This is a genomic window from Pseudarthrobacter raffinosi (assembly GCF_023913735.1).
Taxonomy (GTDB): domain Bacteria; phylum Actinomycetota; class Actinomycetes; order Actinomycetales; family Micrococcaceae; genus Arthrobacter; species Arthrobacter raffinosi.
In genome coordinates, this window is record NZ_JAMXBH010000019.1 from 37,393 (window position 1) to 50,270 (window position 12,878).

The 12,878-nt window shown below is 66.7% G+C and carries 9 protein-coding genes and 3 pseudogenes; 3 read left to right on the plus strand and 9 right to left on the minus strand.

Annotated features, from left to right (window positions below; all coding sequences use genetic code 11):
• Position 1: 1 nt before the first annotated feature.
• Positions 2-460, minus strand: coding sequence for an Lrp/AsnC family transcriptional regulator (locus tag NG698_RS16720; RefSeq protein WP_252611111.1), 459 nt, complete (start codon positions 458-460; stop codon positions 2-4).
• Positions 461-785: 325 nt separating this feature from the next.
• Between NG698_RS16720 and gluQRS the strand changes: the two genes are divergently transcribed.
• Both gluQRS and NG698_RS16730 read left to right on the plus strand, forming a co-directional pair.
• Positions 786-1,667, plus strand: coding sequence for a tRNA glutamyl-Q(34) synthetase GluQRS (gene gluQRS / locus NG698_RS16725; protein ID WP_252611113.1), 882 nt, complete (start codon positions 786-788; stop codon positions 1,665-1,667).
• Positions 1,668-1,739: 72 nt separating this feature from the next.
• A complete protein-coding gene (locus NG698_RS16730; protein WP_252599607.1) occupies positions 1,740-2,408 on the plus strand; it encodes a phosphohydrolase in 669 nt (222 codons plus the stop codon).
• Here the strand turns inward: NG698_RS16730 and NG698_RS16735 are convergent.
• From NG698_RS16735 to NG698_RS16770, 8 genes and pseudogenes are all read right to left on the minus strand, one after another.
• A pseudogene (locus NG698_RS16735) lies at positions 2,405-3,645 on the minus strand (low temperature requirement protein A). The gene NG698_RS16730 and the pseudogene NG698_RS16735 sit on opposite strands and share 4 nt — an antisense overlap.
• A 10-nt stretch (positions 3,646-3,655) precedes the next feature.
• Positions 3,656-5,235, minus strand: a pseudogene (locus tag NG698_RS16740) (HNH endonuclease signature motif containing protein).
• A gap of 130 nt (positions 5,236-5,365) precedes the next feature.
• A complete protein-coding gene (locus NG698_RS16745) occupies positions 5,366-6,682 on the minus strand; it encodes an ATP-binding protein (protein WP_252611115.1) in 1,317 nt (438 codons plus the stop codon).
• Between the two features lie 207 nt (positions 6,683-6,889).
• Complete coding sequence (locus tag NG698_RS16750; protein ID WP_252564463.1) at positions 6,890-7,138, minus strand: SCO4226 family nickel-binding protein; 249 nt, start codon at positions 7,136-7,138, stop codon at positions 6,890-6,892.
• A gap of 180 nt (positions 7,139-7,318) precedes the next feature.
• The gene (locus NG698_RS16755) at positions 7,319-8,854 is read right to left on the minus strand and encodes an amino acid permease (RefSeq protein ID WP_252611118.1); all 1,536 of its coding nucleotides are present in this window, start codon (positions 8,852-8,854) and stop codon (positions 7,319-7,321) included.
• Between the two features lie 39 nt (positions 8,855-8,893).
• Positions 8,894-10,348: an aspartate ammonia-lyase gene (locus NG698_RS16760; RefSeq protein WP_252611120.1), complete on the minus strand. Its 1,455-nt coding sequence runs from the start codon at positions 10,346-10,348 to the stop codon at positions 8,894-8,896.
• Between the two features lie 8 nt (positions 10,349-10,356).
• Positions 10,357-11,457: an asparaginase gene (locus NG698_RS16765; RefSeq protein WP_374209952.1), complete on the minus strand. Its 1,101-nt coding sequence runs from the start codon at positions 11,455-11,457 to the stop codon at positions 10,357-10,359.
• 18 nt (positions 11,458-11,475) lie between these two features.
• Positions 11,476-12,210, minus strand: a complete 735-nt coding sequence (locus tag NG698_RS16770) for a FadR/GntR family transcriptional regulator (RefSeq protein WP_252599602.1) — start codon at positions 12,208-12,210, stop codon at positions 11,476-11,478.
• Positions 12,211-12,495: 285 nt separating this feature from the next.
• On the opposite strand from NG698_RS16770, the pseudogene NG698_RS21980 reads away from it, so the two are divergent.
• Positions 12,496-12,819 (plus strand): annotated as a pseudogene (locus NG698_RS21980) (PAS domain S-box protein); the annotation flags it as partial.
• Between the last annotated feature and the right edge of the window lie 59 nt (positions 12,820-12,878).

A 12,878-nucleotide genomic window follows, 5' to 3' on the forward strand; every position in this document is an offset into this window, starting at 1 on the left:
CTCAGTCCTGCAACAGTCCGGTGGTCCGGTACGGGATGACTTCCCGCAGGAACATGCTGGTGGACGTCCGGACAATGCCGGGGCAGAGCCGGATCTCCTCGGACACGCGGTAGAGGTCGTCCGGGCTGGTGGCCACCACGCGGATCAGCAGGTCGGTGTCGCCGGCAGGGGCATGGCATTCGAGGACCTCGGGGATTTCTCGCAGGGCCGCGATGGCTTCGTTGAGGTGGCTCTGGTCCAGTTCGGCGCTGACGGCCGCGGCCACACCCCTGCCCAGGGCGGAGGGGAGCACCCGGCTGCTGTTGGGACGGAGAGCGCCCGACGCCGTCATCCGCTCCAGGCGCGACTGGACGGTCCCGCGCGCCAGGCCCAGCCGCTGGGCCAGCACCATGATGGGGGCGCGCGGGTCCTCGTCCAGGGCATTGATGATGCGCTTGTCCGTGGCGTCCAATTGCTGCAATCTGATCAGTTCCTGTCGGAGCTTGTGGTCCCTATTGGTCAGACTGACCAACGAAATGCTTGCTAGTTGTGCCAACTGTATGGCGTCTGCTCAAATTGTGGCAACAAGGGCTGAGGCTACCGCCGAATCCCGCAGGCTACAGGAACCCGGCACACCACCCGGCAACTGGACACCGCCTCCCGCAAGGAGGACGCCGCTGATTGACACTTGTTCACACCACGGTCATTCTGCACACACGGCAAGAGCCCCTGAGCCACCGACGTCGGATCCCCGAAGTCATCGGTAGCTGAGGGGCTCTTGTGCTGCCCCGGACTAGGGTTGGTCCATGACCCCTGCCGGCCGCTTTGCCCCCAGCCCTTCCGGTGAACTGCATGTAGGAAACCTCCGCACCGCGATGCTTGCCTGGCTGTTCGCCCGGTCCTCCGGCCGCGACTTCCTGCTGCGCGTCGAGGACCTTGACCGGGCGCGGGCCGGCGCGGAGGCGGAGCAGCTCCGCGATCTGGAGGCCGTGGGCCTGACGTGGGACGGCGCCGTCGTGCGCCAGACGGACCGCGGCGCCGTCTACGCCGAAGCTATCGGGCGGCTGGCTGCCGCAGGCCTTACCTACGAATGCTTCTGCACGCGCCGCGAAATCCAGGAGGCGCCGTCCGCGCCGCACGCGCCGCAGGGCGCCTATCCGGGCACGTGCCGGGACCTCGATCCTGCCGAGCTGGAGTTCAAACGCTCCACCCGGCCAGCTGCCATTCGGCTCCGCGCCGAGGTAGCGGAGTACACAGTGCGGGATGTGCTGCACGGTGATTTCATCGGCGTGGTGGACGATTTTGTCCTCCGCCGCAACGACGGCGTGACCGCCTACAACCTGGCCGTCGTGGTGGACGACGCCGCGCAGGGCATCGACCAGGTTGTGCGGGGCGATGACCTGCTGCCGTCCACGCCCAGGCAGGCATATCTTGCGTGGCTGTTGAATATTCCTGTCCCGGAATATACGCATGTGCCGATGGTGGTGAATTCCGACGGCGCCCGGCTGGCCAAGCGCGACGGCGCCGTGACGCTGGCCGATCTCGCCCGTACCGGCGTTTCCGCCGCTGACGTGCGGAACCTCATCCTGCAGTCCCTGGGGCTGCCGGCCGGGACGCTGGAAAACGCACTCCCGGAGTTCCGCCCGGCGGACCTCCCGCGGGAACCGTGGGTCTGGACCGGCCCCTAGGCAGCGCGCGAACGGAGGCTTGCGGCCCCGCCGACGTGAGGCCACTTGCTGCCCTACGCGTAGGCTGGAGCTATGTCGGCACCCGAATTCACTGAAGCACAAATCCCTCAACCGCGATTCACTGTCGAGACCGCGAAGGTCCTGGCCGAGGTGGCCCACAATCGGCAGAAGGACAAGCTCAAGCGGCCCTACCGTGACCATGTGATTGCGGTAGGTGATGCCCTGGCAGATTTCGACGACGATATCCGGATTGCCGGTTACCTTCATGACATTGCCGAGGACACTCCCATCACGCGGCAGGCACTGCTGGATATGGGCGTTTCCGAGCGGGCAGCGGACATCATTGAACGCGTCACCAACAGGCTGCACGACAATCCCGATGACTATCAGGCCGGGATGCATTTCATTGCCGAGGACCACGACGCGGCCCTCGTAAAGATCGCGGACAATGCCCACAATTCCCTGCCCGAACGCGTCAGGGCTCTGGCCGCGAAGTGGCCGGAGAAAGCGCCGGTCACCAAGTACCGGGATGCCCGTCCGGTGCTGTATGCCGCCGTCGACGTCGAGGAAGTCCGCAAGATCCTTGCACGGGTTAATCCCTGGCTGCTGAAGGAGTTGGACGACAGGCTCGACGACGAAGACGACACGGACTACGAGAACCTCTCCTACGAAGACGCTCCCGTCGCTGAGCCTGTCCAGGCCCCGGAAGCGGCGGACAGCCGGCCGGACGGAGCCTCTTAGGCTCCTGCTTTCATCTGCTCCAGGGCGGCGTTCATTCGTTCGGTTCCACGCTTCTCATCAATGACAATCGACACGCCCAGCGCCAGCACAACCACCAGCAGGCAGATCGGCACCGAAACCCCGGCGGTGGCAAGTCCCACGCTGCCCGCCAGCGCGGCCACGACGCCGGCCGCCACGGCAATGACGGTCCGGTCCACGCAGATCATGACGCTGAAGAGCCAGGTCAGGGAGACTTTGAACAGCGCCACGGGGACCGCGATGCTGGCCACGGCCACGGCGGCGCTGATGTGGGCCTCATGGTCGACATAGTAGGCCGCCACGTGCAACCCGGCGCCAGTTGCGGCGATGGCAGCGAAGATGGGCATGTGCGCGTAGCCGAAGAAGAATGACCGGTGGCGCTGGAGATGTAGGGCCGGGCCGGCGGGCAGGATGAAGTAGATCCACCACATGCTGAACGCGAGGGCCGTTCCGCCGAATCCCACCATCGCCGGGTCGACGCTCCAGCCATGGTGGGCCACAATGGCGCGTAGGGTTTCGATCGCCCCGATCAGTCATTCGCCAAGGGCGATGATGGCGAGTAGCCCGTAGCGCTCGGCTATGTGGTGCGCGTGCCACGGGGTCCGCATGCTGCGCTCCGCGGCGTAGGGTGTGGCCATTTCCAGGATGAACAGGGGCGCAGCCACGAGGAACGTGGTCAGGATGTCCGCCTCAATGATGAGCACCGCGATCCAGCCGAGCTGCACCACGCCAAGATACGTGGCGTACCGCTGGCAGGTCCGCCGGCGTGCCGGATCTTGCCGTGCCGCGCGCAGCCACTGGAAGACCAAGGCCAGGCGCATGATCACGTAGCCGCCCACCATCACGGCGTTGTCCACATGATCGCCCTCCACGAGCGAGTGGAACATCGTCTCAATGCCCATGGCCAGGATCAGCACCCCGAGAAGCTGGACCATGGTGACCAGCCGGAATACCCAGTCGTCGGTGTCGTAGGCGCTGGCGAACCACGTGAAATTGATCCATGCCCAGATCACGGCGAACATCGCGAAGGAGAATCCGAGCAGCCCGGCGCCGAAGTGGGCCTCCGCAATCTGGTGGCGAACCGGCTGCCGGCCACCCCGAAGGCGATGACAAAGGTCAGGTCGAAAAAGAGTTCCAGCGGGGTGGCGGCCCGGTGCTTCTCATGCGGATCCCGGCCGCCCATGCGGGCCATGGCATGCCGGAGGGGGTTTGCGGACACCGGTCAAAGATTACCGCCAGGGCCGTGGCCGGCTCCATACCGGAGAGGGTTCCGGTTCCTGGAGGGCTGACCCCAGCTGGGCCCACGCAGGCGAGCGATCTGCAGGGAGCAGACCTTCGGGCGGGGTGTCGTCAGATAGTGGAGAGTCAGGTTCTTGGTGGCCCAGCACTTCAAGGATCTCAGGTGGCCAGGTCGGTGGTTCCCAGTCGGGGTGTTCGCTCGCGTAGTGCCGTCCGGTGGGTGATGTCCAGCCGGGTGGTTCGTTCTTTGTGGCGGCGGTGGGTTTCCAGGCTGTGGTGTGTCTGAGTCTGTGGTGTTGTGGCAGGGTTGGCCGAGATTTGGGATGCCGGTGGTGCCGCCGTGGGCCCAGGCGAGGAGGTGGTCCGCTTCGGTGTCGAGGGAGTGGTTGCTGCAGCCTGGGAAGGGGCATTTTCCGTCGCGTAGTCGTAGCCATTGGCGTTGGGCTTTGGTGAGCCGGTAGCTGGTCCGGCCGATCTCGAGCGGTGCTCCGTCGCGGGGATCGATCAGGACGCGGTGGAAGGATTCGGCACCGTCGGCGATCAGGTGGCGGGCCATGGATGGCGGGGTCGGCCCGTATCCGTCGAGCATGGCCGATTCATCGGTGAGGCCGAGCAGCGCCATGACCGGGACCGTGATCAGCACCTGCGCCCGCGGTGAGGGAATACCGCCACCCACGCCGACGGATTCCCGGCCAGAGCTGAGATCGGTTCCGCCGGTGATGCCGCTTGATCCGCCGCTGATGCAGTCCGCGTTTACGCCGAGGAGCCAGGTGGCAACGGTGTCGGCGCGGAGCTGAGTGAGGGTCCGGTCCTCATGGGGGCCTTGGAGGGCGCGGGCGGCGGTGGTGGTACGGTCCCAGATCCCCGCGGACTGATCCGCGGGCAGGTAGGCGGAGAGCCAGGCCATACCGTCCCGGTCCGGGGCATACTCCACCCGTCGGTCCGCGGCACACCTGGTATGGCGCTTTTCGATGCTGACCGGGTGGTGCCGCTCCCGCCAGGTCCGGGCTTTGTGCCGGAACCGGCCGGGGATGAGCTCACCGGCGCGGCCACGTGCCGGATTCACGACGAAGGGGTCCAGGAAATGTGCCTCCAACGCCTGCGCCCCGGTGAGGTCAAGGTTGGTGGTTTCGTCGACCATGATCCGGGCGTGCTGCCACGAAATCGTCCCGGCCTGCAATGCCGCGAACGTCAGCGGCAAGGCCGTGGTCAGTACGTGGGATTCGGCGAGCAGGGCACCGGCACTGCGTTCACTCACCGTCAGGGCGCAAGCGACCTCAGCGACGACAGCCATCTCCTGACCTGTGTGGTCCTGCGGCGACTCGGCCGGACCCGCCAGGGCCTCGGCAGCGGCGCCGTAACCGGCAGCCAGCCAGGCCTTCAGGGCGGCACTTTTCGCGTCCAACCGCGAGATCTCGGCCAGCCCGTCCAGGAAACCACCCACCACCCGGCGCAACGGATCAGCCTCCCAGGGACCGGAGGCTTCGGCAGCTTCACTGATCACAACAGCCAGCCCTGCGAAAGACGTCGAAAGGGCCTCCGCCGTCGCCACAGCTGCTCTGCTACCCATACTCAAAGCATCCCAGCAGGGTCTGACAAAGACCGCGCGGGTGAGTCCCTATGTGGAAAACTCCGCTGACATCATGTCCAACTGGCCACTCAAAAAAACACCCAAAATCACAAAGTAAATGGCATTGGGTCTAGACCCGCCCCAGTGCGTCGATGTCCTCGAGGAACTGCTCGTGGACCTTCTGGCTCACGGTGGTCCGGGTATCGCCGATCGCGTCGAGGTAGTCCTCGGTGCAAGGCCCCTTCCGGACCGCCTCGCGGACTGAAACGCTGCCCGCGGAAGCCGCGCCGCCGTCGTCGTACACTGCCTTTTCCAGCGCGCGCTGGGAGGCGCTGCGGGCGGCGTACTCAATGTCCGCTGGGGAGAAGCCCTCGGTCCGTTCCACCAGGAGCTCCACATCCACATCGTCCACCACGGCGGCCGGGATGAAGCGCTGCCACATGGCTTCGCGGGCCTGGCGGTCCGGGAGGCCGATGGGGATGACGTAGTCGAACCGGCCGTGGCGCAGGAAGGCGGTGTCCAGCGCGCGGATGAAGTTCGTGGCGCAAACCAGCAGGCGGCCGGGCTGTTCGCGGAACGCCGGGATGATCTTCAGGAGCTCGTTGGTGACGCCCTGCAGGGGCGACGGCGGTTCACCCGAGCGCTGGGAGGCGATCTCTTCCACCTCGTCGATGAACACCACGCAGTGCTCCAGCTCCGCGATCTCGAGGAATGTTTCGCGCAGGGCGCCGGCGAGGCCCTTGGGATCTGAGGCCAGACGGGACGGGAAAACCTCCACGAACGGCCACTCGAGCCGGGACGCGATGGCCTTCGCAAACGTGGTCTTGCCGGTGCCGGGAGGACCGAACAGCACCACGGCACGCGGCGGCACCACACCGTATTCATCGGCGAGGTCGGCCTCCGCGAGGGGCAGGACCAGCCGGCGCTCCAGGAGTTCCTTTTCCTTGCGCATGCCGGCCACGTTCTCCCACAAGTCCCGGGCTAGGATCCGGCCGCCCAACTGGCCCAACGCGCCGAGCTCCTGACGCTGGACGGGGATGGTCCGCTCGAAATAACGCAGGTTCTTCTTGAGCGCGAAGCCGCGGCTGAGGAACGCCTCCACCCGGGTCTCCGCTTCCGGCATCAGCGCGGAGAGCTTGTTGAGCCCATGCGGGGCCATGCGGTTTTCGACGGCGGCGAGCAGTGACGTGCCGATCCCGCGCCCGCGATATTCAGGGAGAGTGGCCAGGAAGACGATCCAGCCCTGGTCATGCGCGGCGCGTCCGACGGCGGCGCCCACCACCTGATCGCCCTGCACCGCCACCACCGCGTGGTCTTTCTCGCAGGATGCCAGCACCTCGGAGAGGGCATAGACGGGCTCCACATCAGTGGCCTTGAGCGACTCCCAGAGGTGCAGGATCCCGTCCAGGTCTGCTGAATGGAAATCCCTGATGCGCCAGTTGGTCATGCCGTGTCTCCCGGGTGGTTCGTCATTGAACGGGTCATTGAGCTTCGTCGTCGAACTGCAAAAGGCGCTGTGAGGCGCTCTGCTGAGCATAGGCGATCAGCCCTCGGCGAAGGGTTGCGGGAGCGTTGCATTACAAAAAGTACGACGGCGGCACCTGGGTTCCGTGTCCACAGAACCCAGGTGCCGCCGTCGTACTCTGCTGCCTGATCAGACCTTGATCGGAACGGGGTGGACCTCGTCGGCGGGGTGGCCCGCGCGCTCGTGGATACGCCGTACAGCTTCCTCTGAGGGGGCCTCGGACAGGCAGTAAACCAAACCTGACTCGGGATCTGCCCAGGCAGATTTGAAGTCAACGCTCTCGTCGCTTTGAATGGCGAGATCGGCGTCGTGGGCTGCTTGCAAAGCTTCCTGGGTGATTCCGACCATGTTGCGATGAACGTCCATGAATTCCGGCATGATACTGATGCTCCTTAACTGGGTTCGACGTTGAAACAGCAGGATGCGGCCGACGTTAGACCTGCGCCTGTCAGGCGTCAAGAGGACTGCGGAAGTGACGACGGCGGCGGCACCCGGGTTCCGTGGAAACAGAACCCAGGTGCCGCCGTCGGACGTCACGGCCAGCTGGCCGGCAGGGCGTTACTTCTTGAAGGTCTCCGCGGGCGGGTTGGCGATGACGGGGGCGGTGCCGGTGAAGCCTTCGCGGGTTTCGGCGATCTCACGGATTCGTTGGCGGCAGGCGTACCAGCCGACGACCATGAGTGCGGAGGCGATGGCGGTGACGAGCATGGTGAGGGGTGAGTCGATGAAGACCATCACCAGGACGCTGACGAGGAAGAGCAGTGAGAGGTAGCCGGTGTACGGGGCGCCGAACATCCGGAAGGAGGGGCGTTTGAGCCAGCCTTTGTTCGCCCAGCGTTGGAGCTGGATCTGGCAGAGCACAATGGTTGCCCAGGTCATGACGATGCCCACGGACGCGACGTTCAGCACGATTTCGAAGGCCTGTGCGGGGACGAGGTAGTTCAGCGGGACGCCGAGGAGGGACACGCCGGCGGTGATGGCGATGCCGCCGTAGGGGACGCCGGCTTTGTTCATGCGGCCCGCGAATTTCGGGGCGGAGCCGTTCACGGACATGGACCGGAGTATGCGGCCGGTGGAGTATAGGCCGGCGTTGAGGGAGGAGAGCGCGGCGGTGAGGACCACCAGGTTCATGATGACGTCCACGCCCTGGATGCCGATGGAGCCGAAGAATGTCACGAACGGGCTGACGCCCTTTTCGTAGGAGGTGTAGGGCAGCAGGAGGGCGAGCAGGATGACGGAGCCGACGTAGAAGACCGCGATCCGGAAGACTACGGAGTTGATGGCCTTGGGCATGATCTTTTCCGGGTTTTCGGTTTCGCCGGCGGCGGTGCCGACGAGTTCAATGGAGGCGTAGGCGAACAGGACGCCTTGCATCAGGATGATCATGGGGAGCAGGCCGTTGGGGAAGATACCGCCGTTGTCCGAGAGGAGGCTGAGGCCCACCTGCTGGCCGTCCACGGGGGTGCCGAAGATGACGAAGTAGGTGCCCACCACGAGGAAGACCACCAGTGCGGCGACCTTGATCAGGGCGAACCAGAATTCCATCTCGCCGAACACCTTTACGGAGACGAGGTTCAGGCAGAGCACCACCAGCAGGGCGATGAGGGCCCAGGCCCACTGCGGTACTTCGGCCATCCAGGGGATGTAGTTGCCGAAGAAGTTCATGTAGAGTGCGGCGGCGGTGATGTCCACGATGGTGGTGGTGGCCCAGTTGATCCAGTAGAACCAGCCGGAGACGAACGCGGCTTTCTCGCCGAAGAATTCGCGGGCGTAGGAGACGAACGAGCCTGATGAGGGGCGGTGCAGGACCAGTTCGCCGAGGGCCCGCAGGATGAGGAACGCGAAGAAACCGCAGACGGCGTAGGCGATGACCAGCGAGGGGCCGGCGGCGTTGAGGCGGCCGCCGGCGCCGAGGAACAGGCCGGTGCCGATCGCGCCGCCGATGGCGATCATCTGGATCTGCCGCGGTTTGAGGTTCTTGTGGTAACCCTTGTCCTCCGCGTGCAGGGCCGATTCAGAGGCGTGCGCCTGGGGCGGCACCGTGTGGTCCGTGACGACCTGCTTTTGGGCAGTGTCCTGTTGGGGAGTTGTCATGCGGTGTCCTTTGGGGGTGGTTGGGCGGGCGGGTAGGGACTATTTGCTGAGATTCGCCAGGCGCTCAGGACTGAGGAGTTCCTGGAGCTGGGCGGCGGTTAGCAGGCCATGCTCGAGCACGAGTTCGGCCACACCCTTGCCGGTGGCGAGAGCCTCCTGGGCGATGGCGGTGGCGGTGGTGTAGCCGAGGTGGGGGTTGAGGGCTGTGACCAGGCCGATTGACTGTTCCACGGTGATGCGGAGGTGTTCGGTGTTGGCGGTGATGTCCCGGACGCAGCGTGCCGTGAGGGTGCGGCAGGCGGCTTCCAGGTGGGAGATGCTCTTGTGGAGGCTGTGGACGATGATGGGTTCGAAGGCGTTGAGTTGGAGCTGCCCGGCTTCGGCGGCCATGGTGATGGTGACGTCGTTGCCGATGACCTCGTAGGCCACCTGGCTGACCACTTCGGGGATTACCGGGTTGATCTTGCCGGGCATGATGGAGGAGCCGGACTGGACGGCCGGCAAATTGATCTCGCCGAAGCCGGCGCGCGGGCCGGAGGAGAGCAGGCGGAGGTCGTTGCAGATCTTGGAGAGTTTCACGGCCACGCGCTTGAGCACGCCGGAGAGGTGCACGAAGGCGCCCACGTCCTGGGTGGCTTCGATGAGGTCGACGGCGGTGACCAGGGGGAGGCCGGTGACCTCGGCCAGGTGCCGGCAGGCTGCCTCGGCATAGCCGGCGGGGGCGTTCAGGCCAGTGCCGATGGCGGTGGCGCCGAGGTTGATTTCGTGGATGAGCAGCTCCGCCTCGGCCAGGCGCAGCCGGTCCTCGCCGATGGTGATGGCGTAGGTGCCGAACTCCTGGCCCAGCGTCATGGGGACGGCGTCCTGCAGCTGGGTGCGGCCCATCTTCACCACGGTGCGGAATTCCAGTGCTTTGGCGGCGAAGGCCTCTTCGAGTTCGGCCAGTGCGTCCAGCAGTTCCCGGCCGGCGAAGATGGTGCCCAGTTTCACGGCGGTGGGGTAGACGTCGTTGGTGGACTGGCTGAGGTTGACGTGGTCGTTGGGGTGCAGGCGGGCGTATTCGCCTTTGGGGTGGCCGAGGATTTCGAGGGCGCGGTTGGCGATGACCTCGTTCGCGTTCATGTTCGACGACGTCCCGGCGCCGCCCTGGATCACGTCCACCACAAACTGGTCGCTGAGCTGGCCGTTCATCACGTCGGTGCACGCCTGCTCGATCGCCTGGCCGCGTTCGGCGTCCAGCAGTCCCAGTTCGCGGTTGGTGCGGGCGGCGGCAAGCTTCACGGCGGCCAGTCCCCGGACCAGGTGCATGTTGGAGGACAGCGGCTGCCCGGTGATGGGGAAGTTTTCCACGGCGCGGAGCGTGTGGACACCCCAGTAGGCTGCGGCGGGGAGGTCACGGTCGCCCAGCAGGTCATGCTCGGAGCGGGTTGCGGCCGAGGTGCCGGCCGCGTTGGTGCCGGCGGCTGACGTGGTGGCCTTGTTGGCAGTGGTCATGGGGGTCCTCACAGGGCTTCGTTGACGGGCGTGGACAGGAAATCGGTGGCCTGCAGCAGGCCGACCCGATGGCCGCCTCCCAGGACGGGCGCGGTGCCGATCCCTGCGAGCGGCGCGGTGTCCACGCCGAGCGCCTCCAGCATGCGGACGGTGACGGGCATCCTGGCGCGGTCGCCGCCGTCGGAGATCTTTACCGCGATGGCGCGGCCGTCCGGCAGGCCCACCAGCTGCACGCCTTCAAAGCCGTCCTTCGCCACTATGCCGGGGGACAGGCGCATCAGTTCGGTGACGTCCCGGCGCTCACCGGCCACCATGTCGGGGTGCTGCTGCATGGCCAGGCCGACGGCGGCTTCCGCGGTCAGTGGCGCGTGCCCGCCGCCGTCGGAGGTGCTGTTGGCGGTGTTGCCGGCGGCGCTGTTGCTGGCGGCGGCGATGCGCCCGAACGCGCGGGCCATGCCCCGGAGGGTCAGGGCGAAGAGCGGGGTGCCGCAGCCGTCCGTGCTGAGGGCCAGCGGCGCCTCGCCGGTCAGCTCGGCGACGGTGCTGGCGATCAGCTGCTGCAGCGGATGGGACGGGTCCAGGTAGCCCTTGACCGGCCAGCCGTTGATGACGCAGGTGGCGGCCATGGCGGCGTGCTTGCCGGAGCAGTTCTGCGTGAGCCGGGTGGCGTGCCCGCCGGAACGCAGCCATTCCTCGCGCTCGGTGGCGCCGTACGGGAGGTCGGTGCTGTTCTCCAGGTCGCTGGGGGCCAGGCCGTGGAGTTCAAGGATGCGCAGGGCCCCGTCGCGGTGCCTGGCGGCGCCGGAGTGGCTGGCCGCGGTCAGCGCCAGGAGGCCGGCCGGGAGGTCCAGGCCGGCACGGACCAGGGCCACGGCCTGCAGCGGCTTGAGCGAGGAGCGCGGGTAGAAGGGGGCCAGCGGATCGCCGGCCGCTGCCAGGGTGGAGCCGTCCGGCGCGGTGGCGATGACCGAGCCGTAGTGGATGCTCTCCACCAGGCGGTCGCGGGTGGCCACGGCCAGGGCGGCGTGCTGCGGGAGACCGCTGGATAACTGGCCGTCCATTGCGTCGAAGGGAGCCGGCAGGGCAGCGGGAATGGCAGGGGCTGGCATGGGGTCCTTGGGTGGCGGTTACTGGTTGAGGATGGAATCGAGCGCGACGCCCACGGCGTGCAGGTGCGCGGCCATGGCGGCGCTGGCTTCGTCCGCGGAGCCGGCCTCGATGGCGGCGAGGATCCGCTGGTGTTCCACGTCCGAGGCGTGCTGGCGGTCCGCTACCATGTTGAGCGTTTCGGACTGGTGCGCCAGGGCGCCCCGGATGTCCCCGACCACGCTGGCGAACACCCTGTTGCGGCTGGCGCGGGCGATGGCGGCGTGGAAGCTGGAGTCCAGGGAAACCCAGGATTCGGGGTCTGTTTCCGCGGTCATGGCGTCCACGATGTGCCGGAGCGTTTCCAGCTGTTCGTCGGTGCGGCGCTGGGCGGCGAGTCCGGCGGCGGGTACCTCGATGTGCGGCCGGGCTTCGGTGAGGTCCCGGGCGGAGTATTGGCCCAGCGTTAGGTCATTGGCCACCTTGTCGGCCACCACGAAGGTGCCCTTGCCGGTTTTGGTGACGGTGAGGCCCAGGGCGGTGCAGGAACGGAGGGCCTCGCGGATGACGGAGCGGCTGACCCCGTACTGCTGGGCGAGGGTGGCTTCGGAGCTGAGCTTGCCGCCCACGGCCGCCCTGCCGGACTCGATGTCGGCGCGGATGGCGTTGAACACCGCTTCGGCAGCGCTGAGCCGGGCCAAGGGCTGGGCTCGGAGGGACTGCTCGCCGGGGGATTCCGCAGGCTGTCCTGCTATCCGGCTGTCTGACAGGTTCATGCTTAAAATATGGCACGGGTCACACGGGCTGTCAATCGGGCACGGGACGGGGTTTCACGGCGCAGGCTGACTCCAGGATCAGGGGCCGCGGGAGCGACGTCGCTGTCCAGCCTCTAGGGCGCATCCGGGGCTGGCGGATAAGCTGTGTGTGGGGAGGCCCGTCCGGCCGACCGGGTGCGCGGCGGCGAAGGCCGTCGACGTTTGTTGGGGGCTGAAATGGAACAGGCAGTCAAGGGAAACGATCATGCGGATTTCTACCAGGAGCTGGTCTAGGCGGCGCCGGATGCACTGCTAAGGGTCGGTGCGGACGGTTCTATTGTCTTCGTCAATAACCAGACGGAACAGCTCTTTGGTTACCGGCGGGACGAGTTGCTGGACAGGCATTACGGGATGCTCCTGCCCCAGCAGTTCGAAGGCCAGTTTGCCGGCACCAGTGATGATTTCGCCTCCGGGCAGCGGATACTCCGGATGGGGACCGGCCTGGGCCTGTTCGGCGTGCACCGCGACGGGACCGAGTTCCCCATCGAAATCAGCGCCGCCGCTCTCGGGGACGGTCCGGGCGCGGACATCGTCGCCTCCGTCCGGGACGTGAGCGAACGCCGCCGCACCGACAGCGAGCTGCGGGATGCCCTTTCGCTGCTCGGCGCCACCCTGGAATCCACCGCCGA